Here is a 26234-nt window from a genome sequence, read left to right on the forward strand (position 1 = left end):
ACCGGCCAGGGGCATCGGTGCTTGGGTCATCGACCCGCCAGAGCGTCCGTCCGGTTCGCAAGATCCAGCGTGAGATCGAGCAGGGTCGCCGCGCCGAGCAGGACATGGCGATCCTCGACGAATTCCGCCTCATTGTGGCTGATACCGTCGCGGCAGGGGATGAAGATCATGGCGCTCGGTGCGATGCGGTTGACGAACAGCGCGTCGTGAAACGCACCCGATGTCATTTGCCGGCAGGCGATGCCGCGTGAACGGCAGGCGGTTTCGATCGCGCTGATGAGCGCCGGCTCGAAGGTGCCAGGCGCCATGTCAAGAAGCGGACGGATCGCCGTGGTGCACCCCCATTGTTCTCCCGCGATCGCGCATGTCGTGCGGACCAGCGCCTCGAGATCGGCGAGAGCAATGCCGTCCGGATGGCGCAGATCGATCGTGAACGTGACCTGTCGGGGTATGACATTGACCGACCCCGGCTCCAACGAAAGACGTCCGACAGTCAGCCGCGCTTGCGGGTCCTCCGCCATCACGGTCGCCTGGAGCGCCGCAATGGCATGGGCCGCTGCCGCCATCGCATCCTTGCGGAATTCGCGCGGCGTGGTTCCGGCGTGCGCCGCCTCGCCTGTAAAGGTCACCTCCAGCCATTTCGTACCTTGAATGGCGGTCACCACGCCGATCGGCACATTCTCGCGCTCGAGCACGGGACCCTGCTCGATATGCAGCTCCACGAAGGCGAAGATGTCCGGCCGCGCGTGCCGCATCGTCGCTTCGGGCAGGGCCCCGAGCGTCGCAGCCAGCTCATGCTCCAGGCGCTCACCATCCGGTGCCATCGCAGCCTGCCACTCGCTGATCGGATGTAGTCCGGCAAAGGCCATGGACCCCATGCAACCCGGTGCGTAGCGGCTGCCCTCCTCGTTGGTGAAGGCGACGACTTCGACGGGGCGGACGGTCGACACGCCGGCATCCTCCAGAGCTTCGAGCACTTCGAACGCGCTGAGCGTGCCGAGCGCTCCGTCGAAGCGCCCTCCGGTCGGCTGGCTGTCCAGATGGCTGCCGATCAGGACGGCCGGCAAGGTGTCGTCCGCACCGGCACGGCGGAGGAAGAGGTTGGCGGCCGCGTCCTGGAACACAGCGAAGCCGCGGGACAAGGCGCGCTCGGCAAGCAGGCGTCGGGCGAGCCTGTCTCCGGGGCTCAGGGCCTGCCGGTTGACGCCCCCCGCCGGTGTCGCGCCGATCGCCGCGAATGCAGCCAGCGAGCGCAGAAGACGGGGACCATCGACCTCCGCCCGCTCGCTCATCGGCGAAGGCCCGCGAAGAAGCGCGTCACCCGCTCCGGATCGACGGCATTCCACCAGACACCCTCATGCTTCAGCGCGCTGGCGATGATCACACCATCGGCGACGGAGAGAATGTCGTTGACATTGTCATGGGTCACGCCGCTGCCAACCAGCGTGGGGAGGGAGCCGGCCTCCTTGATCATCTTGATGTAGCCGAGATCTGCGGCATGGCCGGTGCGCTGCCCGGTCGCGATGATGACGTCGGCATCGAAGAAGACGAGATCCTTTACCTGTTCCTCGACCGGCCGGTCCTGGACGATGGCATGGGCGCCGTGCTTCACATGGGCATCGGCGAAGATGCGGATGCCGCGCGCGCGGAGATGGGCGCGGTAGCGCATCGCCCGCGCGGAGGCGCCTTCCACGATCCCCTCATTGGCCACATAGGCATTTGCCCACTGGTTGACGCGGACGAAGGCTGCGGACGAAGCGGAGGCAATCGCCAGCGCCGGGATGGCGGCATTGGCGAGCACATTGATCCCGATCGGGCGGCCGAGCTCGCGTCGGATGCGGTCGGCGACGACCGCCATATGGGCCGAGGTCTCGTGTCCGATCTCATCCGGCTTGGAAAAGGGGACATCGCCGTGGTTCTCGACGATCACCGCCTCGCAGCCACCGGCAAGATAGGCCCTGGCATCGGCGAGCCCACGCTCGTAGATCGCCTCGACGCCCTCGTCGTCATAGCGCGGCGCGCCGGGAAGCGGCATCAGATGCACGACGCCGATGATCGGCTTGTCACGGCCGAAAAGGCTCGTCAGTACCGTATTGTCCTGTCGTCCGATGGTGTTGCTCATGGTGGTCATGCGATGTCCAGTTTCAGGGATGGGTGAGGGCGGCAAGCTCCGCCCGCGTCGGAAAGGCGGCCAGCGTTCCGGTTCGGCCAACGGCAAGCGCTGCGGCCGAGCTGGCGATTTCGGCCGCACGGGCGAGCGGCAGGCCGCGATGGAGGAGACCCGACAGCACGCCGGTGAAACAGTCGCCGGCGCCGCTCGTGTCGAGAACCGTGGTCTTGCGCGCTGGAATACTTTGGCTCCCCGTGCCGTCAGAGAGGAAGGCACCATCGCGCCCCAGCGTGATGACGACCTGATCGACCCCGAGGCTGCGCAGATGCCGGGCAGCGCCGTCCGGATCGCGCTCCCCGGTTAGCCGCTCCATCTCCGGGCGGTTGGCAATCAAGAGCGAGACAGCACCCACATCGATCGACGCCGCCGGCACCGGACTGGGATTGAGGATCGTGACGAGGCCGGCCGCCCGCGCCGCCTTCAGCGTCGCCTCAGTCGCAGCCGAGGAGAGGTTTCCCTGCATCAGGAGCATGTCGCCTGGCTTCCACGCGTGGTTCAGGGCGCCGTCGGCCAGCGGGTCGAAGGCGGCAGCACAGGCAGCCGCCGTCACGATCGCGTTTTCCCCCTCGCTGTCGACCAGCACCACCGATCGATCGCTCGGCAGGTCGAATCGGGATAAACATAGCCGGCTAATGTCAGCTGCCAGAAGAGCCTCCATGCGTTCCCCTGCGGCATCCCTGCCGACTGGCGCCCAGAAGCAAACCTCGGCGCCGGTTCGCGCGGCGGCGACCGCCTGATTGGCGCCCTTGCCGCCCAGCCCTTCCCGGACGGTCTCGGCATTCAGTGTCTCACCCGGTCGTGGAAGCCGGGCGAGGTGAAAGCTGCTGTCGACGCAGACATTGCCGACGACATGGATGGTCATGGGACGGCTCAATCCGTCGCCCAGGCGAGCATCTGTTCGAACAGTGTCTTGTAGCCCGGCCAGGCGATGAATTCCGGCGGCAGCCAATGGGGCCCGACATCGGAGGTCCAAACCAGCGTTCGGCCCTCGCCATAGGTGCCGGTGACCAGCAGCGGCAACGAGCCATAATCGGTCGAGACCGTCATCAACTGATCGGCACCCTCCTTGAGCACAACTTCGTTGAAGCCGAGGAGATAGGGAAACGCGCCGGAAATGCCGGCAAGGATCGGATGGTCTGGATCGCCGGAGACGACCGGCGTGAAGCCTTCCGGCACTTCGACACGGTCATCGACGGAGAGGCAGGAGACGGGCAGAACCTCTTCCACCGCGGTCTTGCGGAACCGCGCGCCGCCATTGATGCCCTGGAAGGAATAGTAGCCACCGAACATCAAGAGCGCGCCGCCCTTGGCGACATAGTCCTTCAGGAGCTTGAGGCGGTTCGGGGTGCGGCGCGAGTGGATCCAGGTATCGGGGTGGAGCAGCAGCGTGTTGGCGCCGATGTCGGACAGGACGATCGCATCATAGGCTTCGAGCGCTTCAAGTGAGGTCGGAAACTCGCGCTGTGCCTCGTGGGCCGGCATGAAGGTGACGTCGAAGGGACTGTCCTTCAGCGCCTTCAGCAGTTCATCGGCGCCGGTGTGATAGGTGACGGTCGGGAACTGGTCGAAGCCCTTGATATGGGTCGCTGTTGAGACCCAGGACTCGCCGGCGAGCAGCACTTTTTTCTTGGTCATGCGGATTCCTCGGAAGATTGCCGGCGCTCAGCGCCCGGCGGAAAAGACGGTTTTCGGATTCTCGACCAGCATGCGGTCGATCGCGGCCTGATCCACGCCGTGGCGTTTCAAGCGCGGCAGGAAGTGCTTGAGGATGTAGCCGTAGCCAAAGCCGCCATAGCGGGTCAGCATGATCTTCAAGAACACGTCCTGCGACAGGAGCAGCCGGTCGGCAAAGCCCTTGTCCACGAGCGTTGCAATGGCGCGGGCATTCTGCTCGTCAGAGGGCGACTGGGCGTCCTGGTCGGCATAATAGTAATCCATGCCGATCATGTCATATTCCAGGAAGGCACCACGCCGCGCGAGCGCGATCTGGTAGTCGAGATCGTCATGGCTCGGATTCATGTGGCAGAGCACGGTGTGGCGAAGATCGGCCCCTTCCTCCTCGACGACATCGAGCACCCGGTGCGCCAGCCGTTCCCAGCCCGGCAGATGGATGGACAGCGGCAGCCCGGTCAGGCGGGACGCGCGGGCCGAGGCGCGGAGCGACTTCTCCTCCTCCGCGGTGAAATGTCGGCTGACCCCGACTTCGCCGATGATGCCGGCCATGATCTCCGGCTGGGTCTCACCGCCGCCGACATCATCGACGATGAAGGCCGTGACGTCGTCGAGATCCATGCCCTTCAACCAGTCGGGATGGGTATGTTCGAGATAGAAACCGGTGCCCATGACGATGCGCAGGCCCGACATGCGGGCAATGCGGGCGAGCCCCTCCGCATCGCGGCCAATGCCGAAATTGGTGGTCTCGACCAGGGTGCAGCCGCCGAGCGCCTGGAACCGCTTCAATTCGCTGAGCGCCAGGTCCCCGTCATCGAGAGAGACATTGTCGCGGTTCATATAAGGGTTCATGCGCAGCTCGCCGATGATCTCCATCGAGACCTTCTGCTCGGCGATCGCCTTTTCATCCGGATGACAGGGGCAGATCCAGCTGCGAGCGCCGTCCAGGAAGATGTGCTCATGCATCAGCGTGATGCCGAGATCATCCACCGGAACCGGGCCCGTGACCGTCATGGCGCAGCCCGTGCCAACGCCGATCGGGTGGCGTTCGCGCGGCGTGTCGGAAAACAGGTGCTCCAACATTTCAGCGCCCCTTCGCTCCGCCGCGGAACAGGCGGAAGTTCAGCCAGATGGCGATGAGGATGATGAAGCCGGTGACAATGGGCGTGAAGAAGGGCGAGAGGTGCGACAGAATGAGCCCGTTCGCCAGCACGGCCACGGTCAGCGCGCCGAGGATGGTGCCGGCAAGCGAGCCGCGCCCGCCGAACAGGCTGGTCCCGCCGAGCACCACCGCCGCGATGACGTCGAGTTCAAAGCCCTGGCCGGCATTGGACGAGCCGGATCCAAGCCGGGCGGACAGGATGATGCCGGCCGCCGCCGCGGCCGTGCCGGAGAGGACGTAGACCCAGAGGATGATGCGCCGCGTGTCGACGCCGGCGCGCCGCGTCGCCTCATTGTTCGCCCCGACGCCGGTGACGTAGCGGCCGAAATGGGTCTCGTTGAAGACGAGAAAGGCGATGGCCAGCACGACGATGGCAATCAGCGCCGGCGCGGGAATGCCGAAGATCCAGGCTCGGCCGATCGCCACGAAGGGGCTCGTCGGCTCGATCGGGATCGAATAGCCGCCGGTGATCAGCAGGGCGAAACCGCGGATGACGGAAAGGCCGGCCAGGGTGACGATAAAGGCCGGGATCCGCTCATAGGCGATGAAATAGCCCTGGATGACGCCGACGAGCGCGCCGAGTGCCAGCATGAGGAGTATGGCCAGCGGCCAGGGAATGCCGGCCTGCAGGGCCGCGGCCGAGAGCGTCGCCGTCAGCGCCAGGACGGAGCCCACGGACAGATCGATGCCGCCCGTGGTGATGACGAAGGTCATGGCCGCTGCCACGATCAGCAGGGGGGCCGACTGGCGGACGATGTTCAGGAGGTTCGGTGCCGTCAGGAAGGCATCGGTCGTGATCGAGAAGAACAGGCAGCAGACCAGGAAGAACAAGGCGATCGACATGACGCCGCCATTGGCGACGATCTTGTCGAGAAGCGTGGCATCGCGCATCCGCGGCGGCTGGCCGGCATAGGCGTTGGGTTCGGAGCTCATAGGGAAGCGCTCCTTTCTGCTTGGTGGCCTGCGGAACGGGCGGCGAATTTCCGCCCGACAATGAGATTGACGACCTCTTCGATATTGGTGTCTCCGATCCGCCGCTCGGCGACATTGCGCCCCTCATACATGACCTGGATCCGGTCGCAGACGAGGAAGAGATCCTGCAGGCGGTGGGTGATCAGGATGACCGAGACGCCGCGCCGGGACACGGTCCGGATCAGTTCCAGCACGGCTTCGACCTCGGCCACGGCCAGCGCCGCGGTCGGCTCGTCCATGATGAGCACGGAGGGGTCGAAGGAGGCGGCGCGGCCGATCGCGATCGACTGGCGCTGGCCGCCCGAGAGGTTTTCCACCTTCATGCGGGTGTCGGGAATGACGATGCCGAGATTGGAGAGCATGTCGCGGGCGCGCTCATGCATCGCCTTCTTGTCCAGAAGCGGAACGCCGCCGAGACGGCGCTTCGGCTCGCGCCCGAGAAACAGGTTGCCGGCCACATCGATCGTGTCGCAGAGCGCCAGGTCCTGGTAGACCATCTCGATCCGGGCGGCGCGTGCATCGGCGGGCGAGGTGAAGGAGACGCTCTTCCCGTCGATCTCGATCGTGCCGCTATCGGGAATGACGGCGCCCGAAAGCACCTTGCTGATCGTCGATTTCCCCGCGCCATTGTCACCGACGAGGCCGAGGACCTCGCCGGGCTTCAGGTCGAGCGACGCATTGTCGAGGGATTTGAGAGCGCCATAGCGCTTGGAGATGCCGGTCATGCGGACGCGGCTGATGGCTGTATCGGTCATGATCGATGTCCTGGCTGGGATCGCGTCCGCCCGGCCCTCGTGCAAGGACCGGGCAAGGAGCGGCGATCCGGCTTACTTGAACATCGCACGAAACTGATCGACATTCTCCTTCGTCACGATCGTGACGGGAACGTTGATGATCTTGTCGATCGTCTCGCCTTTCTTCACCTTCATCAGCGCTTCGACGGCCGCCTTGCCCTCGCCGGCTGGATCCTGCTGGATCACGGCGGTGACGAAGCCCTGGTCGATGCCGTCGATCGCCGACTTGGTCAGATCCCAGCCGAAGACCTTGATGGAATCGGTCCGGCCCTGGCTGGTGACGGCGGACACCGCGCCGAGCAGAGCCGGCTCGCCGGTGGCATAGAGGGCGCTCATGTCCGGATTGGCGGTCATCAGGTTTTCCGCGGCGGACAGCGCGACATCCTGAACGTTCTGGCCGTCGACCGTGTCGAGGAAGGTGACCTTCTGGCCGCCTTCGGAGACAGCGGCCTTGAAGCCGTCGAGACGCTGGTTCTGGATGAAGGAGTTCAGTGCGCCGACGACTCCGATCTTGGCCGATCCGCTCATTTCGCTCTTGACGTAGTCGGAGAAGAACTTGCCGATATCCTTGCCAGCCGCCGTATTGTCGACGCCCACGAAGGCGATGTTGTCGCCATCCGGGATCTGCGCATCGATGGCAATCACCGGAATGCCGGCGTTCTTGGCGGCGGTGATCGCCGGCTTCACGCCGTTGACGTCGATCGCCACCAGGATGATGCCATCGACCTTCTGCGTGATATAGGTCTCGATGGCGTCGTTCTGGGCCGAAGGCACGTTGTTGGCGTTGAAGATGACGAGTTCGGCACCGGCCGCCTTGGCGGCTTCCTTGGCGCCATCATTGATCTGGTTGAAGAAAAGCGCTTGCTGGTTGATGGTGACGAGCGCGAAGGTTTCAGCCATGGCATGGGATGCGCCCATGGAAAGCGTCATGGCAGCGGCTGCGACGCAGCCGAGGAAAATGCGAGTCCGACCCATTTTGGTTCCCCTTTGATGGTGCCTGTCTGTGCGACACCGTTGGCGCCGACAAATATTCAAGTAACTTGAATTCTTGTCAAGCGCCTTGAAAAGACGGAAACAGGCAGGGCGGCGGCGGCCGGGGTCAGAAGGTGGGCGGTGTATTGACCCAAAAGATCGAGGCGCGCACCGATCCGACATTCCGGTACCAATGCGCCAATTCCGAGTTGAAGACGAAGCTGTCTCCCGCGGCGAGCCGGAACGTCTTTTCCGCGATCATCAGTTCGATCTCGCCCACCAGCACGTAGCCGACCTCCTCGCCCACATGCTGGATGGGCCCGGCGCTTTCGCCGCCGACGTCGATGTGGTGGATGTTACACTGCAGCAGGTGGCCCGGCGAATAGGGGATGACCCGTTCGAGCGAAATTCCTTCGCCCCGCCGCAACGGGTCAAGCGCGATCAGCGGCCGTTGACCGGCTCGAAACACCACACTCTCGTCGCCATCCGTTTCTTCAAACATCCAGCCGATGTTCGAGTCGAGCGCCTGCACGAGCCGATGAAGCATCGGCAGGGACGGAGATGCCTTGCCGTTCTCGACCTTCGAAAGAAGGCTCTCCGAACAGTCCGCCGCCCGCGCCAGGGCCTTCAGCGTCAGACCACGCGTCTGCCGCGCCAAGCGAAGACGCGCCCCGAGTCTTTGAGGATTTGAATGAATTCTATCCTCGCGCGCGCTTTCAGGCGCGATAGGGGGATTGGCGATATTCATGTCGGGAGTTCGCACTTGTTGATCGAGGCATTATAAGAGCGCTGGCGAGCCTGTCCAGTTGACCCACAAATAACCGCTCGTCGGCAGCACGTCTGCCTTGATGTAGGGTTTGATGTCGCCGGTTGCGCGCCCAGATGCGCTTTCGCTTTGCTGCACTGCTCTCAGGTTTGCACCGATAACCGGATGATACAGCAGCCTCACTTCTCGAATGGGAAGCTCCGACTTGTTGAGTGCGTCAGCAAGGGTCTGGGCCGCTGGATCCCCAGCAGAGCGAATCTCCGCCTCCCCGGCGGGCCCATCCCGTTCTCTCCCCACCAGGTCCTTGCGCGGCCTGCCCCTGGGCTATTGGACCAGTGGAGGATGCGAGGCAGCTGGTGCGGAAGATTATCGCCCGTCACGTCCATCAGAGGACGAGCGAGTTGCAAATTCAAAAATTCCGGCTGGAACGCGCCGCGCAGCTCAGCAGACCCGAGCGGTCTGGTCACATCTTCCGAAACAACAGCAGCGGGGAAGCTCGGGCGCAGGCGACCATGTCGTCAACCTCGATGGCGAGCCGGCTATCTCCCAAGAGCAAGCCTGACAGGTTTTGCAATTGCCATCGTGAAACCGCCCAGCAGCAGACCGAAGATTGCTTGAAGAAGAGTTCCGGCCAACCAACCGCCAGCGTGCGAGAGCGCAGACAGTCGAGCGTCCGCCGCATGCACGGCATATTCAACAACATGCTCCGGCTGATGGACGCCAAGTTCGGCCAGGCCGTGCACCACAATGCTACCGCCGACCCAGAGCATCGCCGCGGTTCCGATCAAGGCGAGCAGTTTCAGGAGAACCGGGACTCCTTTCACAAGAGCATGTCCGATCGCATACGCGAGCCGTCCCCCGCTTCGCACGAGATAAAGACCGATATCGTCCGCTTTCACGATGAGCGCCACGACCCCGTAGACTGCGACGGTGATGATGATGCCGACGCCGGCCAGGACGGCTGCCTGGGTTGCAACGCTCGACGTTGCGATGCCTGAGAGTGTCAATGCCATGATCTCAGCCGAGAGAATGAAGTCCGTCCGGATGGCTCCCGAGACTTTCTGCTCTTCGATTGCAAGGGCATCGCCAGCCGGCGATTGCGCGCTCGGCCCGCCATGGTGACCGAAAAAGGCTTCGTGCACCTTCTCAGCACCTTCGTAGCAGAGGTAGAGGCCGCCGATCATCAAGAGAGGCATGATAAGCCACGGTGCGAAATAGCCAAGCAAGAGGCAGATCGGAAGCAGAAAGATGAGTTTGTTCTTGAGCGATCCGAGTGCAATCCGCCCGATGATCGGCAGCTCCCGGCTCGGCGAGAGACCGATCACGTAAGACGGCGTCACGGCCGTGTCGTCGATCACGACCCCGGCAGCCTTGACGCTCGCCTTGGCCGTCTGGGCGGCCACGTCGTCCAGAGATGCCGCAGCGAGTTTCGCGATAGCCGCGACATCATCGAGGAGAGCGATCAAGCCTGTTGCCAACGAAATCCTCCAGAAGCCGGTTCAGTCGAGCGTAACATAGAATGGATGCCGCCGAGGGCTATGGCGTCATGCTGAATCGCTGACACGTCCGCAAGCGCTGGTTTCGCTATCTGCTTTCGAGCAGGCGTATGGCGGCTGTGGGAGCCTAGGATCCCGGGCGCCTACAGGGGCTGAAAGTCAGCCCACCAAGCCCCATCGCGTCGACCTCGGGCATTGTTCCCCGAGATCGATTACGTTGTCGACAACGAGATCAACGTGAAGATTCCCAAGTGACCGTTGGCTGGCTCACTGCAGCCAATTTCTTTACATCAGCGTCTGCAGCGACCCGAACGGCGTCCTGCTTTCGAAGACAATGCCAAACAGCACACCTTTTATAACGACATCTGTTCGTCATGCTAATGGGGCTCGCGACATCCTTCAGGGTGTGCCGGGACTGTGGACATACGAATTTCGAACAGCTTCACGCAATGCGAAGTGACATCGCCGAGGACGCTAAGCCATTCAACTGTATGGAAATTTTGGCGGAGAGGGGGGATTCTCCGCCAGATAGGCCCGCGATACCTGAGAAAGCTGGAGTTTCCCCAACCTGCCGCTTTCATTGAAGCACGACTTTCACGGCTTCCCGTTCGGTAAGGATGACATTGATGGGCAGAAAATCTTCCTGTACGGTAAGCTGTTACAGGAGATGATTTATGTTCAAGTCTGCACGTGAATTAGGCGCCGCGATCCGCGATCCGCGATCCGCGAGAAGCGCAAGGCGCTCGGCTGGACACAGATCGAGCTTGCAGCGCGCTCCGGCACAGGCGAGCACTTCATTGTGGAGCTTGAGTCCGGAAAGCCGCGTTGCCAGCTTGAGAAGTCGCTGATTGCGGCGCGAACAATTGGACTGGCGATCGGTGACCTCAAGTCGGAGCAGCTCGCCACGGACGCCCAAGCAGACGACCTCAAATTTCTACCCACCTTCGGGGGCAGCCGATGATGACCATTTATTATCAAGCCTGTCCGCCGCGCGTATGATCTTCGAGGTGCATGGCGGCTAAAGTATGATCCTAGCTAGGAAGGCAGGTTCGGCTTTCCCGGTCTCGTTGACGATGCCGCTGCGATCTGGTCCCATTGCCTCCGACGGGCTGCTGCCCTGGCTCGCCAACATGCTTCCGGAAACTCATCTCGCCAGAATTAGCAAGCGCCTCAAAGTCTGGACGCGGCGTAACCCTGAAAATGATGTTCCAGGCTTTTAGCGACCTGGCTTCACCTGCAGGGCGTCTATCGCTGCTCGATGCGGTCAACTTCAACGTGCTCATTTGCAACGCGGATTCGCATGCCAGAACTATTCGTTCCTGATCGGAGCGAGTGGCGAAGATGGTCTGCTGCCAATATCATAATTATCGTGCCGCTCGAGTGAGGACGAGCTGCGCCTTACCGCAGACAATGGAGCCGCGTCTTCCCGCTTCAGCGGAAATAATTGCCGGACCAAAGTAAAGATCCGCCGCCACAACTCTGGTTTGCCAGTCTCGACGACCTATGCCATGTTTCGACTGAGGGCAGTTGAAAGCATCTGGGTGGGGCGTTGTCGGTCAACTTTGGTCATCTTCAGGAGATCAGCCCGGAGCTGCATCGCCTTGGCACATTGGCCGAGCGCTTCTTCGCGGAGGATGCCAACACCTCGCTGATCAAGAGCCGCCAGTTCGGCGAATACATGGTCAAGGAGATCGCCGCCCGGTCCGGGGTCTATGATGCAGGCGCCCGCGAGACGACACATGACCTGTTGCGACGCCTCGTCACGCAGCAGGTCTTGCCGCGCGAGGTCGCCGACATCTTTCACGCGGTGCGCAAGAGCGGCAATGAGGCGACCCACAGCCTGGCCGGCTCGCCTGCCGAGGCGCTCGCGGCCCTGAAATTCTGTCGTGCGCTCGGCGTCTGGTTTCGCCGAACCTATGGCAAAGATCCCAACTTCAAGCCGGGGCCCTTCGTCCCGCCCCGCGCGTCCGAGGCGGTCGATCCGGCGACGCAGGCGGAGCTGGTGGCGCTTCGCGCCCAGGTGCGAGACGCCCAAGAGCAATTGGTCGCGGCCCAAGCCTCTGCCGAAGAGCTCGCCAAGGCCCGCGCCGCCGCGGAGGAACTGGCCCGCCAGGCCTCCGCCGACAGCGCGGTGTGGGAGCAGACGGCGGTCGAGATGGAGGCCAACCAAGCCGCCCTGTCGCGTCAGCTGGCCGAGCTGCAAAAGGCCGCCGAGACCGAGCCTGTACAGACCCAGGTCGAGTTCAAGCAGGCGGGCTTGCAGGCCGCCAGCCGCCTGGAGCTGGATGAGCGCCAGACCCGCCGGCTGATCGATGTCCAGCTCGTCGATGCCGGCTGGGAGGCCGACAGCGATCGCCTGACCTATCAGAAGGGCGCCCGGCCGGAGGAAGGCCGCGCCCTCGCGATTGCCGAGTGGCCCTGCGACGGTGGCCGGGCGGATTATGCGCTCTTTGTCGGCTTCACCTGCGTCGGCGTCATCGAGGCGAAACGCGAGAGCGTCGATGTGCCCTCCACCTTGCAGCAGGCCGAGCGTTATGCCCGCAGCATCGCCTTGGCGCCGGAGGGGATCCACCCCTATGGCCCCTGGAAACACGGTCTCGACGAGCCCTTCCGCGTCCCCTTCGTCTTCGCCTCCAACGGCCGGCCCTATGTGCGCCAGTGGCTGACCAAATCCGGCATCTGGTATCGCGATATCAGGCGGGACAGCAACCACGCCATCGCGATGACGAGCTGGTTCTCGCCGAAGGATCTCGTCGACAAGCTGACCACCGATGTCGACACCGCTGCGCAAGGGCTGGCCGAAGAGAGTTTCGGCAAGGGCCGCATGCGCCCCTATCAGGAAGAGGCCATCGCGGCGATCGAAGACGCCGTGGTCGCGGGCCAGCGCGATATTCTCGTTTCAATGGCGACCGGCACCGGCAAGACCCGCACGGCGATCGCGCTGATGTATCGCCTGCTGAAGCACAAGCGCTTCCGCCGCATCCTCTTCCTGGTCGACCGCAAGGCGCTGGGGCGGCAGACGAGCGACGCGCTGGAGACCACCGAGATCGAGGGGATGCTGAATTTTGCCCAGATCTACAAGGTGGCAGGGCTCGAGCAGAAGCTGCCGGAGGACGACGACCAGGTGCAGGTGGCGACTGTCCAGTCGCTGATCGCCCGTATCCTCAACGAGGCCGATCCTGCCAAGCGTCCCACGCCCGGCACCTTCGACTGCATCATCGTCGACGAGGCCCATCGCGGCTATACGCTGGATGCCGAGCTCGGCGAAAGCGAGATCGGCTTCCGCACCCTCGACGACTATCAGTCCGCCTACCGCCAGATCCTCGATTATTTCGACGCCGTGAAGGTGGCGCTGACGGCGACGCCTGCACTCCACACCCGCGAGATCTTCGGCCATCCGGTCTTCCACTATGGCTATCGCCAGGCGGTCGTCGAAGGCTATCTCAACGATCACCTGCCGCCGAAGCGCATCACGACGGCCCTGTCTGAGGCCGGCATCCATTTCAAGGGCGGCGAGACGGTCGAGATCATCGATCGCAGGACGGGGCAGATCGAGCTCTTCGATCTGCCGGATGATGTCCCGCGCGATTATGATGTCGGGGACTTCAACAAGCGCGTCTATTCCGAAGCCTTCAACCGCATCGTCTGCAGGGCGGTCGCCACCGAGATCCCGCCCTCAAAGCCCGGCAAGACCCTGATCTTCGCCGCGCGCGAAGCCCATGCGAACGACATCGTGCAGCTGCTGATCGAGGAGCTGCAGGAGGAATATGGCGCCGAGGCGGTGCCGCATGGCATGGTGATGAAGATCACCGGCACGGTCGACAAGGCCGACGACCTGATCCTGAAGTTCAAGAACGACCCCTATCCGAAATATGTCGTCACGGTCGATCTGCTGACCACGGGCGTCGATGTTCCCGCGATCTGCAATCTGGTCTTCGTCCGCAGGGTCAGGAGCCGCATTCTCTATGACCAGATGATCGGCCGCGCCACGCGGCTCTGCCCCGAGATCGGCAAGGAGCATTTCCGCATCTTCGACGCCGTCGATCTCTATGCCGAGCTGCAGGAGATGAGCGACATGCGTCCGGTGGTCGTCAAGCCGGACATCGCGCTCAGCCAGCTCGTTGGGGATCTCCAGAGCGCGGAGACGGATGAGGACAGGAACTGGGTGGCCGCTCAGGTGATTGTGCGCATGCGCAGCCTGATGAAGCGCATGGATGCCGAGACCCGCGAAAGCTTCGAGCGCCACACGGGCGAAAGCCCGGACAGGGCGCTGCAGCGCCTTGCGACCCGCTCCGGCGCAGACCTTGCCGGCTGGCTGGCCGCCCATCCGCGCAGCGTGGAGCTTCTGGAGCGGCGTCCGTCGAGGAAGGACAAGGGCGATGGCGTCGTCATCTCGCCCCACGAGGACCAGCTGCTGCGCATCGAGGAGATCTTTGGCAAGACCACGACGCCGGAGGATTACATCACCGGCTTCGAACGCTTCGTGCGCGAGAACATGAACCAGGTGCCGGCGCTGATCGCCGTGACCCAGCGTCCGCGCGATCTCACCCGCAAGGAACTGTCCGAACTCGCCGGCCTCTTGGACGAGAAGAACTATTCCGAAGCCATGCTGCGCGCCGCGTACGGCCGCGCCCGTAATGCCGATATCGCCGCCCATATCATCGGCTTCGTCCGCCAGGCCGCGCTCGGCGATCCCTTGATCCCCTATGCCACCCGCGTCGACAGAGCGATCCTGAAGATCGAAGCCGAGAGGCCCTGGACGCAGAGGCAGAAGGACTGGCTGCGTCGCATCGGCCGGGCGCTGAAGGACAAGCCGGTGGCCGACCCGACCCTGCTCGACCAGGGCGCCTTCGCCGACAAGGGCGGCTTCAAGCGCATCGCGCAGGAATTCGACGGCGCGTTCGAGGGCGGGCTCGACGAGGTGCTGCACGCCTTCAACGAGGCGATCTGGGCGCCGCCCGCCGCCTGAGCACCAAGGCTCCCGTTGACCGGACGCTGCTGCTCGCTACAACCGCACTACCGTTCCCGAACCGTGAGAGACTGCCATGAATGCCAATGCCATCGTCCAGAAACTCTGGCGTCTCTGCACGGTCCTGAGGAAGGACGGCATCACCTATCAGCAGTATGTGACCGAGCTCACCTATCTCCTGTTCCTGAAGATGATGGCCGAGCGCAACCGCGAGACGGGCAGCCTGCCGAAGGGCATGCGCTGGGCGGATCTGGTGGCGGCCAACGGCCTGGCGAAGCTCGAGCACTACCGCAAGGTGCTCGTCACCCTCGGCGCCGTCAGCACGAAGCTGGGGCAGGACGATGCCCTCGTGCTGCCACCCGGCGAAACCGCCAGCCCGGACGAGCGCAAGCGCTACGCCGACGCCCGCCCGCTGCCGGAGATGGTCCAAAAAATCTTCGACAACGCCTCCACCTTCCTGCGCGAGCCGCAGAACCTGACGACGCTCGTCACCGCCATCGACGAGCTCGACTGGTTCTCCGAGGATCGCGACCAGTTCGGCGATCTCTATGAAGGCCTGCTGCAGAAGAATGCGGAGGAGACCAAGCGCGGCGCCGGGCAATATTTCACCCCCCGCGTGCTGATCGAGCTTCTCGTCCGCCTCATGCAGCCGCAGCCCGGCGAGGTGATCCAGGATCCCGCCGCCGGCACCGGCGGCTTCCTGATCGCCGCCGATCGCTTCATGAAGGCGCGCAGCGATGATTATCTGGCGCTGGGCGAGAAGGAGCAGGCCTTTCAGAAACGCCAGGCCATCCGTGGCATGGAGAACGTGCCGGGCACGCTGCGCCTGCTTCTGATGAACCTCTATCTGCATGATATCGACGGCGATCATGTCGATCTCGGCGATACGCTCTCCGACAAGGGCAAGACCCTCGGCCGCGCCCGTCTCATCCTCACCAACCCGCCCTTCGGCCCGGCCGGCGGCGCGCCGACCCGCGATGATCTCTCGGTGACGGCCAGCGTCTCCTCCTACCAGCTGCCCTTCGTCGAACATTGCATTCGCGCGCTGGAGCCCGGCGGCCGCGCGGCGATCGTCGTGCCGGACAATGTGCTCTTCGAAGATGGGCGCGGGCGCGAGCTGCGGCGGATGATGATGGACTGGTGCGACCTCCACACCATCCTGCGCCTGCCGACCGGCATTTTCTATGCCCAGGGCGTCAAGACCAATGTCCTCTTCCTAACGCGCGGCAAGACCGAGAGCGGCAACACCAAATCCGTCTGGATCTACGACCTGCGCGCCCAGATGCCGAAATTCGGCAAGACGACGCCGCTGACTCAAGGTCATTTCGAAGGCTTCGAACAAGCCTTCGGATCAAGCCCCTATGGCAAGGAGCGCGGCCCGGAGGAAGGCGAAGCCGGCCGCTGGCGCATGTTCACCCGCGAGGCCATCGCGGCCCGCGGCGACAATCTCGACATTGCCTGGCTGCGCGAGGCGGAAGACGAGGCGGAAGAAGGCCTCACCGAACCCGACGACATCGCCGCCGCCATTCTGGCCCATCTGCAGGTCGCGACGCTGGAAATTGAGGCGCTGATGGCGGAACTGGGGGATGAGGTGGTGCTGGAGGCGGCGGAATGAGCGGGCTGCCGAAGGGGTGGGTTGAATCTGCACTTGAAACGCTATGCATTTCGGTGAGTGACGGCGATCATCAAGCTCCTCCGAAAGCGTCGAGCGGCGTCCCATTTATCACGATCTCCTCGATTTGGGATGGGAGGATTGATCTGCAAAATGTCACCCGCTTTGTCCCGCTCGCCTACAAGGAAGCTTTGGAACCGAGCCGTGTTCCGCAAAGAGGGGACATCGTTCTCTCAGTCACCGGTTCAATTGGACGAACTGCAATCGTCGAGAACCCGTCCTTCGTTTTCCAACGCCACATCGCATTGATCAAGACGGTTCCCCAGATCGAGCAGCAATACCTTTGCTGCTTCTTCACATCTGCCTTAACCGTTCGCCACTTAGAAAGATTGGCTACGGGTACAGCGCAAAAAACGCTTCCTTTGTCAAAACTCCGAAAGGTGAGCATTCCCCTCCCACCCCTGGCCGAGCAAAAGCGCATCGTGGCCAAGCTGGATGCGCTGAACGCGAAATCCGCCCGCGCCCGCACCGAACTCGCCCGCATCGAAACCCTCGTCTCCCGCTACAAGCAGGCCGTCCTCAGCAAGGCGTTCAGCGGGGAATTGACGCGGGAGTGGAGAGAAAGCAGTGGCGTCGTACTCTCGGTTTCGGAAAAGCTCGCTGTGGGAAAGGCGTTGCAAAGAGCGCTTTCCTCTCGAAGGGGCGCACGCACCAACACCCACCAAGTTGACTTCGACGCCGTTGCCGCCATCCCCAATTCATGGGCTCACGCTGTCGTCGGTGTCGGTGCGGACATGACTGTTGGGTTTGCATTCAAGAGTGAATGGTTCCGTGCTGGTGGTGTGAAGCTTCTGCGCGGTGCAAATATTGCTCCGAGAGCTATAGACTGGTCTGAGTTGAAGTGTCTGGATGCCTCACTCGCTCACGAGTTTGCTAGGTATCTGGTTGAAGAGAACGACATTGTTTTGGCCATGGATCGCCCGGTGATCTCAACTGGCCTCAAAGTCGCGAGAGTTGCGAATCAAGATGCAGGTTGCCTCTTGGTACAGCGGGTCACCCGCTTTCGTGCATCCGAATTCGTTGCTCAGAATTTTCTCTGGTGGTTTCTCAATACCGGAAAGTTCTTGGCTCATAGCCTGCACCGGGCAACAGGCTCTGATCTGCTTCATATTAGCGGAGACGACATTGCTACGTGCCCCCTTCCAGTGCCACCCCTCAACGAACAACACGAAATCGTCCGCCGCATCGAATCCGCCTTCGCCAAGATCGACCGGCTGGCGAAAGAGGCAAAGCGCGCGCTGGCGCTGGTGGGCAAGCTGGACGAGGCGATCCTGGCCAAGGCCTTTCGCGGCGAGCTGGTTCCCCAGGACGACAAGGACGAACCCGCCGAACAGCTGCTCGCCCGCATCCGCGCCGAGCGGGAGAGGGCGCCGAAGGCGAAGCGGAGGCGGGGCGTGAAGGCATGACGGTTCATGACAGCATCCTGACCCCCGGCAACTTTACCCTGAGGGCCAAGTGGCCGCACATCTCCATCCCATCCTTCTATCGGAAACTTCCGCCCGACGTCTTCGGCGGCACAAGCGTTGACACGCCAGCACCGCGCCTCGTCCGTCTCGAATTCGGCACCTTGCGCACCGAGACCTTCGTTCCGACGAACAAAGCGGGCCGACCGCGCACCTTCTTCCAGGATCGCAGCTTCGTTCGGGACTTTTTCGCTCGTACGGGCGCCAAGCCCGGTGATGTCGTGCTGTTCGAGGACGTCACACCCTATCACTTCCGGGTGTCGCTGAGGACGGCGGCGGGAAAGGTGATCACGGCATGAGACCCGTGGAGGCGTGGGACGACACGCAACTCGCCAACCTGATCGCGAACTATCGGAGGCTTGGCCGGGTCGATGACCCCGCCTATCTCGACGCGCTGTCCGAGATGGCCCGCCGCAAGGGCGGCGGCCTCAACTTCGAGAAGACTTTCAACGCCGTCGTGAAGGCGGCTAAAGAAGGGCGCTTCCTGTCCTACAAGCAGTTGGCTGAGGAAAGCGACGTCGAATGGTCGAGGGTGCGTTATGCCGCCAATCAGCATCTGCGCGACCTCCTCGATGATGCACATCGCAGGGGCTGGCCACTTCTCAGCGCCATCATCGTCAACCAGCACAATCTGCAGGACGGCCACATGGAGCCATCCACCCTGCGCGGCTTCTGCGAAGCGGCGCGCGCCCTCGGCTATGCCGTTGCCGATGAGGAGGACTTCCTGAAAGATCAGCAGAAGCGGGTGTTCGAATGGGCTGCAACCTATCAGGCGGTCCCATGACCATCCCCGACTACCAGACCCTCATGCTGCCCGTCCTGCGGCTTGCTGCGGCCGGTGAAACGCGGGTTGCCGACGTCTCGGAGCGCATCGCCGACGATCTCGGCCTGACCCAGGCCGAGCGGGACGAGCTTCTGCCGAGCGGCCGCCAGCGCCTTCTGCACAATCGCGTCCACTGGGCCAAGTTCTATATGAGCAAGGCCGGGCTAATCGCCTCGCCCGCGCGCGGTCGCTTCGTGGCGACGGAGAAGGGCAGGGCCCTGCTGGCAACCGCCCCGGCGCGCATCGATGTGCCTCTCCTGTTGCGGGAGCCTGAGTTCCGCGCCTTCTACAGAAACGAAGGTGCCGCCGCGGGAGAGAACGAAGCTCCAACCAGGCCGCTCGATCCCCCGCCGGCCCAAACCACGCCGGAAGAGCAGATCGACGCGGCGCATGCGGCGCTGCAGGCCGCCCTGCGCGATGAACTGCTTCAGCGCATCCTCGCCAACAGCCCGGCCTTCTTCGAGCAGCTGATCGTCGATCTCCTCGTCGCGATGGGCTATGGCGGCAGCCACAAGGACGCGGCCGCCCAGCTCGGCCGCTCCGGTGACGGCGGCGTCGACGGCATCGTCAACGAGGATCGCCTCGGCCTCGACCGAATCTATGTCCAAGCCAAGCGCTACGCCCCCGGCAATGCCGTCGGCCGCCCGGATGTGAACGGCTTCGTCGGCAGTCTCGTCGGCCTCGGCGCCACCAAGGGCGTCTTCGTCACCACCTCCACCTTCAGCCAGCCCGCGCGCGACTACGTCAGGCACCTGTCTCAGCGGATCATCCTCATCGACGGGCAGGAACTGGCCGCGCTCATGATCGAACACGGCGTCGGCGTCCGCAGCTATCGGATGGTGGAGTTCAAGCGGCTGGACGAAGATTTCTTCGGCGAGGAGTGAAGGCCGGATATTGGCGGAGGCGGAGCCTGGTTGTGTTGTGCAGGGAAGGTTCGATGGCGGAGAGGGGGGGACCGCCCGCCAAACGGCTTGTAACCCATTGATTCACGAGTAGCCAAAACTTCGGTTTGGGTACATTCTTGGGTACATCGCGAAATACACCGAAATCTCAGTACAATGTCAACCGACTTCGCATCTGGCTGGCGGTATGTTGCCTATGGGCTCCAGAAGACGGCGTTTGTTGAACCAAGCGACCCATTTGAGTGTGGTGAACTCCACAGCTTAGAAGTTGCGCCATGGTCCTCGCCGGTGGATGACCTCTGCCTTGTAGAGACCGTTGATCGTTTCAGCGGGAGCATTATCGTAGCTGTCGCAAACACTTCCGACGGAGGGCTCGATGCCCGCTTCCGCCAGTCTCTCGGAATGGCGAATGGACACGTGTTGCACGCCCCTCTCGGATGGTGGATGAGCCCACCGCGATGGACGGGTTGCCGATCATGAAGCGGCTGGTCCAAGGCATCGAGGACGAAGCCCGCATGTGCGGCCCGGCTTGCCCGCTAACCGACAATGCGGCGTGCAAAGGCATCAATGACATCCGCGCAAATGCGCAGCATTTGTCGCGTTGCCACGTAGACGAAGCCCTGCCAAGTCGCCACGCAGGTGAAATCGAATAATCACAGCATGTTCGGCGCGGGAGCAAAGAACTCCCGGTCACGCGGTCGAGTGGGCATGGGGCGGCCTTGTCGCTGATCGTCGTTCGGATTGGCTTGCCACGGATGATGCCCGCCAGCCCCATTGCCCTCATAAGCCGAACAACAGTGCGAGCCGAGCGATGTCGAAGCCCTCCAGCTGCAACTGACGCCAGACCTTGCGCACGCCATAGACCTGGAAGTTCTCCTTGAAGACACGGCGTATCTCGATCGTCAGGCCGATATCGCTGCTGGCGCGGATTGACAGGCGATCCACGTCCAGGCGTTTGGCGACATTCTCGTAGTAGGTTGACGGGGCGATCGGCAGCAGTCTGAAAATCGGCTCGACCCCGAACACACCACGGTGTTCGTCGGTGAACGAAATCATCGTTTGAAGGGGCGGTCGAGCTTCCTGTTACCCGGCAGGAGAATGCTTGCATTCACCGAGAGGGCCATCGCGAAATAGGCCGAAGCCTTGCGCAGAATCTCGTTGGCCTGACGAAGCTCGTGACGCCTCGAGCGGCGCGACGGAGTCGTCTGAATTTGGCCTGTAGAACGTCGAATACGGAAGTTTCCATCTGCAACGCCCTCCAACCGCGTCGACGGAAAAGAGCTTCTGGAGGCGCGCGCAAGTTTATCGCCACCAAATAAGGCGCCTGTCGGCTGCGACGAGAAGGCCGTAGAGAGCCAGGCTGGTCAGTGAGGAGACGAGGATGGCGGACCAGACGGTCTGCGCGTCCATCTCCGCGGTGGCGCGATAGACGATCTGCCCGATGCCCTGATATGCGCCGAGCATTTCGGCGACGATGACCGCGATGGTGCTGCGCGCAAGGCCGATGCGCAAGCCGGTCGCGATGGAGGGCATGGCTGCCGGCAGCTGCAGCCGCCATAGAAGAGCAAGTCGGCCAGCGCCGAAGCTGCGAAGAAGGTTCACATGCGCCGTGTCCGTCCGCGAGAAGCCCTCCAGCGCTGAGAGGAGGACTGCGAAGCTGACGGCCAGCGCCGCGATGGCGATTTTCGAGGCCGCGCCCATTCCGAACCAGAGCAGCGCCAGCGGAACGAAGGCGATGGACGGTACCGTGTTCAGCGCGATGAGCAGCGGCAGAAACACGATGCGTAGTATCGGGACGAGAAGAAAAACACAGGCGAGCAGCAAGCCGAGCAAGGATCCGAGCGCGAAACCGGAGATGGCTTCGAGCGTCGTCAGCCAGAGACCACCCGCCAGCCGAGGCAGGGAGCTCAGCGTGGCAGATGCGATGTCGCTTGGTGACGGCAGCACATAGCGGGGAACGCCGCCATAGGACGTCATCGCCTCCCAGACAAAGAGAAATGCGACGAGAGCCAGGAGGACGGGAACGGCCTCAACGGCCAGGGTTTTCAGACGATCCGCCACCAGACGTACTTCCTTTCGATCAAAGCCAGGATGCCATAGAGGAGCGCGCCAAGCAGGCCGCAGATGACGATCAGCACCCAGACGCGCTCCACCTGCTCGAAATAGAGGGCCTGCAGCAACATCACGCCCAGACCAACACTGTCGCCGAACCACTCGCCGACAATGGCTCCGATCAGGCTGAGGGACACGCCAAGTTTCAGGCCGGTGAAGATCGAGGGCATGGCGGTCGGCAGGGCCAGACGCGAGAAAACCTGAGCCTTCGATGCGCCGAAGCTCAGGAAGAGGGCGACACGTTCGGGGTCCACCGTTTGCAGCCCCCTAAGGGTGGCGACGGAAACCGGGAAGAACGTCAGGTAGAGGGCGATCACGACTTTTGCGAGAAGACCGTTGCCGAACCAGATGACGACAATGGCGCCGAAGGCAATGACGGGAACACTCTGCAAGGCGACGAAGAGCGGCAAGATGGAGCGCTGCAAAAGCCTGTTGCTCGCGAAGCCGACGCCAAATGCGACCCCCATGGCCGCACCGGCCACGAAGCCCAATACCGTTTCGGTCAAGCTATGCAGAAAGCTGACCCAAAGTTCCCCGGCGACCGAGGCGGCGTCCGCGACAACGCGCGCAAGCGAGGGAAGGTAGCGCGGCGGAACCCCGAGCATCGGCACGAGGACACCCCATGCCAGCAGCGCAAGTGCGATGCCGGTGATCGGATGCTCAAGAAGAAGACGTCGATTCATTGAAACCCCGAAGACATTTGCGCGAGCTCTGCATTTCTGCGCGGCCGCATCTGCGATGCGTTCCAATATCGGCGCATCGCTGTCGTGGCTGATGGGAGCGAAGCCAATGGTTCCGCTCCCGATCGGCACCATCACATCGACTTTGCCGAAGCCGGGGTTTTTGCCCAGAACGTTCCGTCGAAGGCTGCTTCGAGATCGACAGGCTTTTGCAGCGCCTTGTACTCGATAAGGCTGTCATGCACGGCCTTGATCGAGGCCATGTCGATCGCACCGAGACCCTGGCTGCCGCCAAGCTTGGCACGCATCAACTTCTCGATCTCGTCCAGCATCAGTTCCTGATGCTTGCGCTCGAGACCGGACCCCGCAGCCATGACGATATCCACGGCCTCTTTCTTGTTCTCGAAGGCGTATTTCCACCCCTTGAGCGTGGCGTCGAGGAAGCCCTGAACAATCTCGGGCTTCTCCTTGATCATCGTCTCCGAGGTGACGATCGAATCCTGCTGGGTGGTGACGCCGGAATCGTCCGGGAGGAAGGTCTTGAGGTTGTCGATGCCCTGTTCCTTCAGCGTGTTCAGCTCGTTGTAGAGCGTGACAGTCGCGACGTCGTACTGCTTGTCGATGAAGGGCTGCATCGAGAAGGGCTGCGAGACGACGTTGACATCGCTCTGCGACAAACTTTCATGCGCAAGGACCGAATAGAGGGTGAACTGCGGGCCTGTCATCCATGTCGCAACGGTCTTCCCCTTGAAATCCTTGACCGAGTTGATGCCCGACGTGTCGTAGGTGACATAGGCGAAAGGTGTCATCTGCTGGGACATGCCGATGCAGATCAGCGGCAGCCCTTTTTCGCGCGCATAGAGAACGCCTTCCGTGCCGCTGGCAATGCCGAACGTATCCGCGCCCGAGGCGACGAGCGTTTCCACGTTAATGTTGGGGCCACCGGGGTTGATCGTCGCATCAAGGCCCGCGTCTTTGTAGAAGCCTTTCGCCTTAGCGACATAGATGCCGGCGAATTGAGCCTGTGCGACCCATTTCAAACGGACGGAAATAGGTTCCTCGGCTTGAACGGAGGCAGCGCCGCCGACCGCGGCGGAAAGAAATGCGAGCGAGGCGAGGCTAAGCTTTAACCAGCGATTCATGATGCAATTCCCCATTTTTTTGTATGCAGGATTACGACTGCAATATGCATGCCAGTCATGGATTTGCTCTGTCTGCAGCAATTGGGGGGAGCCGCACCGCGCAATGAGGCGAAAATCTCGGCCTATCAGCTCTCGGAAATGCAATATATGCCTATTATGTATTCATTTTTGACAGCCGTGATTTTTTAGGCTGAAGTGGGTCCTGAAACGATTGGTCACGCCATGGAGAGAGGAAAGCTCGATGACGGAGGAGCCCGTGTGGTCCGCCGAACTAACGAAACTCGGGGAGGCGATACGGAGCGGTGCCATCTCGTCGGTCTGCTTGACAGAGCTGATGCTCGACCGGATCGCCAGCTATGACGGGTCCTTGCATTCCTATGCTGCAGTCGCGCCCGAAAAGGCGCTTGAGACAGCGCGTGAGGCAGATGCCGAGATCGAAGCCGGCCGGTGGCGTGGCTTGCTGCATGGCATTCCGCTTGCGGTGAAGGATGCCTTCGCGACCGTCGATATCCCGACAGGCTTCGGCAGCCCTGTCTTCGCCGAGCAGGAGCTGCGCGAGGAATCGACCGCAACCGCCCGGCTCAAAGAGGCAGGCGCGGTCATGCTCGGCAAGCTGACATTGACTGAAGGCGTCTATGCCGATCATCACCCGACAATCACTGCGCCGGTCAATCCTTTCGGCGCCGGTCACTGGACCGGAACGTCATCCTCGGGCTCCGGCGTGGCGGTCACGTCAGGGCTCGCCTATGCCGCGCTGGGAACGGATACGGGCGGTTCCATTCGTCTGCCGTCCTCCTGCTGCGGCGTCGTCGGTATCAAGCCGACATGGGGGCGCGTGAGCCGCCATGGTGTGTTTCCGCTCGCCAACTCGCTGGACCATGTCGGGCCGATGGCGCGGAGCGTGGCCGATGCCGCGGTTCTGCTCGGCGCCATTGCCGGACCGGACCCTGCCGACCCGACCGCATCGCAGGTTCCGGTCGATGACTATCTCGCAGCGGCCCTGAGCGCCGATGTCCGTGGCATGACGATCGGCATCGATTGGACGTTCATTGCGGCGCGTGCGACCGACGAGGTCGTGGCTTCGATCAGGGCGGTGGTCGAGGTCATGCAAGGCTTGGGAGCCCGGTTTGCGGAGGTGCGCTTTCCCGATCCCGACCCGGTGCTGCGGGGATGGGCTGTCCAGTGCGCGGTCGAATGCGCGATGGCACATGAGGCGACCTACCCGGCGCGCAAGGCCGACTATGGCGAACGCCTGTCTGCCCTGCTGGAGCGGGGGCGGGCGCATTCGGCACGCGATCTGGCAGCGGCGCTCGAAGACCGCCGCCAGTTCAACGGCCTCATCGAGCGCCTTTTCGCGACGATCGATCTGCTGATCGTGCCGGGCCTGCCCGTAGCCGGACCTTCGCTCGAGTACATGGCATCGCTGGGGGAGGATCCGGCTGCCATCCTCGCCATCGGCCCCTTCACGGCGCCTTTCGATGTGTGCGGCTATCCGACGATCACCATGCCATGCGGACAGAGCAGCGAAGGCATCCCCATCGGCTTTCAGTTTGTTGCCAAGCCGTTTGCAGAAGCGCTGTTGTGCCAGGCGGGCGGCGCCTATCAGAGCGAGACGTCGTTCCATCGGCGACGCCCGACGCTGCAAGCGTGAATCGATGCAGGTGGAGCGCGTTCAGCGCCTCGAGAAGGTAGCGCACGTACACTTGGCCGGTGCGCTGCCTGACCCTGCTATTGAGCGCGGCTCATATGGGCCGGCAAGGAGGAGATGAAGTCGGTCAGCTGATCGCCCAGGAGCTGGACGTGATCGCTGGCTGCCTTCCGCGCCGCTTCCGGATCTCCGGCATCGATCGCATCCATGATGCGGGTGTGCTCGGTCAGCGTGCTCAGCATGCGGCCCGGCTGGTAGGTGGCGCGCATGCGATAGGCGCCGATGCGCCGGCGCAGCTGTATCGCCTGATCGGCGATAAAATGCGTATGCGCCGCCGCATAGAGCTGGTCGTGGAACTTCTGGTTCACCTTGTAGAAGTCGACCGGGTCGCCGGAATGATAGGCCTCGACCAGCTCCTCGTGCACCTTGCGCATTGCGGCTCGCTCGGCAGGGGTAGCCCTGCGTGCGGCGAGGCGGGCGCAGAGACCCTCGAGCGCCGACATGACGTCGAACATCTCGATCAAGGCCGGAATGGAGAGGAGCGCGACATGCGTGCCCTGGCGGCCGCGTGTTTCGACAAGCCCGACCGCCAGCAGCGCCTTGATCGCCTCGCGCACCGGCGTCCTCGACAAGCCGAAGCGTCGCGCCAGGTCCATCTCGTCCAGCCGCTCACCTGGAGCGAGCCGGCCGTCCAGGATCATCTGCTCGAGCTGTTCGCGCAGTTCGCCGGCACGGGTTGGAGCACGCACCCCGTTCGCTGCCTCGAGCACACGCTCATCCTGATCCAACGCGGTCACTCCTCTAGCGGGACTGCCAATGG

Annotated in this window: 23 protein-coding genes, 1 pseudogene and 1 other annotated feature; of the genes and pseudogenes, 9 read left to right on the forward strand and 15 right to left on the reverse strand. The window is 62.9% G+C overall.

Annotated features, from left to right (window positions below; genetic code table 11):
* Positions 1–26: 26 nt before the first annotated feature.
* The 10 genes from ACLE20_RS11560 to ACLE20_RS11605 form a co-directional block, all read right to left on the reverse strand.
* Positions 27–1292, reverse strand: a complete 1266-nt coding sequence (locus ACLE20_RS11560) for a Zn-dependent hydrolase (protein ID WP_410940433.1) — start codon at positions 1290–1292, stop codon at positions 27–29.
* The gene (locus ACLE20_RS11565) at positions 1289–2131 is read right to left on the reverse strand and encodes a BtpA/SgcQ family protein (protein ID WP_410940434.1); all 843 of its coding nucleotides are present in this window, start codon (positions 2129–2131) and stop codon (positions 1289–1291) included. The genes ACLE20_RS11560 and ACLE20_RS11565 overlap by 4 nt, the downstream gene beginning before the upstream one ends.
* A 13-nt stretch (positions 2132–2144) precedes the next feature.
* Positions 2145–3032: a ribokinase gene (locus tag ACLE20_RS11570; RefSeq protein WP_410940435.1), complete on the reverse strand. Its 888-nt coding sequence runs from the start codon at positions 3030–3032 to the stop codon at positions 2145–2147.
* An 8-nt stretch (positions 3033–3040) separates the two neighbouring features.
* Positions 3041–3805 carry a glutamine amidotransferase gene (locus tag ACLE20_RS11575; RefSeq protein ID WP_410940436.1) on the reverse strand — a complete coding sequence of 255 codons (765 nt, stop codon included), beginning with the start codon at positions 3803–3805 and terminating at the stop codon, positions 3041–3043.
* A 27-nt stretch (positions 3806–3832) separates the two neighbouring features.
* The gene (locus tag ACLE20_RS11580) at positions 3833–4924 is read right to left on the reverse strand and encodes a phosphotriesterase (RefSeq protein WP_410940437.1); all 1092 of its coding nucleotides are present in this window, start codon (positions 4922–4924) and stop codon (positions 3833–3835) included.
* A gap of 1 nt (position 4925) precedes the next feature.
* On the reverse strand, positions 4926–5936 hold the full coding sequence (locus tag ACLE20_RS11585; RefSeq protein WP_410940438.1) for an ABC transporter permease: 1011 nt from the start codon (positions 5934–5936) through the stop codon (positions 4926–4928).
* Complete coding sequence (locus ACLE20_RS11590) at positions 5933–6730, reverse strand: ATP-binding cassette domain-containing protein (protein WP_410940439.1); 798 nt, start codon at positions 6728–6730, stop codon at positions 5933–5935. The genes ACLE20_RS11585 and ACLE20_RS11590 overlap by 4 nt, the downstream gene beginning before the upstream one ends.
* Positions 6731–6802: 72 nt before the next feature.
* A complete protein-coding gene (locus tag ACLE20_RS11595) occupies positions 6803–7744 on the reverse strand; it encodes a substrate-binding domain-containing protein (RefSeq protein WP_410940440.1) in 942 nt (313 codons plus the stop codon).
* Between the two features lie 124 nt (positions 7745–7868).
* Positions 7869–8489 (reverse strand): cupin domain-containing protein, encoded by a 621-nt coding sequence (locus tag ACLE20_RS11600; RefSeq protein ID WP_410940441.1) that lies wholly within the window; start codon positions 8487–8489, stop codon positions 7869–7871.
* A 557-nt stretch (positions 8490–9046) separates the two neighbouring features.
* On the reverse strand, positions 9047–9985 hold the full coding sequence (locus ACLE20_RS11605) for a DUF808 domain-containing protein (RefSeq protein ID WP_410940442.1): 939 nt from the start codon (positions 9983–9985) through the stop codon (positions 9047–9049).
* A 775-nt stretch (positions 9986–10760) separates the two neighbouring features.
* Between ACLE20_RS11605 and ACLE20_RS11610 the strand changes: the two genes are divergently transcribed.
* From ACLE20_RS11610 to ACLE20_RS11645, 8 genes are all read left to right on the forward strand, one after another.
* Complete coding sequence (locus tag ACLE20_RS11610) at positions 10761–10964, forward strand: transcriptional regulator (protein ID WP_410940520.1); 204 nt, start codon at positions 10761–10763, stop codon at positions 10962–10964.
* A 112-nt stretch (positions 10965–11076) separates the two neighbouring features.
* Positions 11077–11223 carry a hypothetical protein gene (locus tag ACLE20_RS11615; protein WP_410940521.1) on the forward strand — a complete coding sequence of 49 codons (147 nt, stop codon included), beginning with the start codon at positions 11077–11079 and terminating at the stop codon, positions 11221–11223.
* Between the two features lie 329 nt (positions 11224–11552).
* A complete protein-coding gene (gene hsdR / locus ACLE20_RS11620) occupies positions 11553–14972 on the forward strand; it encodes a type I restriction-modification system endonuclease (RefSeq protein ID WP_410940443.1) in 3420 nt (1139 codons plus the stop codon).
* Positions 14973–15048: 76 nt separating this feature from the next.
* Positions 15049–16587, forward strand: coding sequence for an N-6 DNA methylase (locus ACLE20_RS11625; protein ID WP_410940444.1), 1539 nt, complete (start codon positions 15049–15051; stop codon positions 16585–16587).
* The gene (locus ACLE20_RS11630) at positions 16584–18050 is read left to right on the forward strand and encodes a restriction endonuclease subunit S (protein ID WP_410940445.1); all 1467 of its coding nucleotides are present in this window, start codon (positions 16584–16586) and stop codon (positions 18048–18050) included. Before ACLE20_RS11625 ends, ACLE20_RS11630 begins: the two co-directional genes overlap by 4 nt.
* Positions 18047–18406 (forward strand): hypothetical protein, encoded by a 360-nt coding sequence (locus ACLE20_RS11635; protein ID WP_410940446.1) that lies wholly within the window; start codon positions 18047–18049, stop codon positions 18404–18406. Before ACLE20_RS11630 ends, ACLE20_RS11635 begins: the two co-directional genes overlap by 4 nt.
* Positions 18403–18891: a hypothetical protein gene (locus ACLE20_RS11640; RefSeq protein WP_410940447.1), complete on the forward strand. Its 489-nt coding sequence runs from the start codon at positions 18403–18405 to the stop codon at positions 18889–18891. The genes ACLE20_RS11635 and ACLE20_RS11640 overlap by 4 nt, the downstream gene beginning before the upstream one ends.
* Entirely contained in the window at positions 18888–19814 is a 927-nt protein-coding gene (locus ACLE20_RS11645) for a restriction endonuclease (protein ID WP_410940448.1), read from the forward strand. The genes ACLE20_RS11640 and ACLE20_RS11645 overlap by 4 nt, the downstream gene beginning before the upstream one ends.
* Before the next feature lie 177 nt (positions 19815–19991).
* Here the strand turns inward: ACLE20_RS11645 and ACLE20_RS11650 are convergent.
* The 4 genes and pseudogenes from ACLE20_RS11650 to ACLE20_RS11665 all read right to left on the reverse strand — a co-directional run bounded on the left by ACLE20_RS11650 (position 19992) and on the right by ACLE20_RS11665 (position 23847).
* Positions 19992–21064, reverse strand: a pseudogene (locus ACLE20_RS11650) (IS3 family transposase).
* Positions 20814–20969, reverse strand: a sequence feature (AL1L pseudoknot). (Overlaps the previous pseudogene by 156 nt.)
* A gap of 70 nt (positions 21065–21134) precedes the next feature.
* Positions 21135–21893, reverse strand: coding sequence for an ABC transporter permease (locus tag ACLE20_RS11655; RefSeq protein WP_410940449.1), 759 nt, complete (start codon positions 21891–21893; stop codon positions 21135–21137).
* Entirely contained in the window at positions 21878–22759 is an 882-nt protein-coding gene (locus ACLE20_RS11660; protein ID WP_410940450.1) for an ABC transporter permease, read from the reverse strand. The genes ACLE20_RS11655 and ACLE20_RS11660 overlap by 16 nt, the downstream gene beginning before the upstream one ends.
* The gene (locus ACLE20_RS11665; RefSeq protein ID WP_410940451.1) at positions 22759–23847 is read right to left on the reverse strand and encodes an ABC transporter substrate-binding protein; all 1089 of its coding nucleotides are present in this window, start codon (positions 23845–23847) and stop codon (positions 22759–22761) included. The genes ACLE20_RS11660 and ACLE20_RS11665 overlap by 1 nt, the downstream gene beginning before the upstream one ends.
* A gap of 160 nt (positions 23848–24007) precedes the next feature.
* Here ACLE20_RS11665 and ACLE20_RS11670 point away from each other — a divergent pair, with 160 nt between their 5' ends.
* Entirely contained in the window at positions 24008–25417 is a 1410-nt protein-coding gene (locus ACLE20_RS11670) for an amidase (RefSeq protein WP_410940452.1), read from the forward strand.
* 77 nt (positions 25418–25494) lie between these two features.
* Here ACLE20_RS11670 and ACLE20_RS11675 read toward each other — a convergent pair whose 3' ends face one another.
* Complete coding sequence (locus ACLE20_RS11675) at positions 25495–26202, reverse strand: GntR family transcriptional regulator (protein WP_410940453.1); 708 nt, start codon at positions 26200–26202, stop codon at positions 25495–25497.
* Between the last annotated feature and the right edge of the window lie 32 nt (positions 26203–26234).

It is taken from the genome of Rhizobium sp. YIM 134829, from assembly GCF_046546455.1.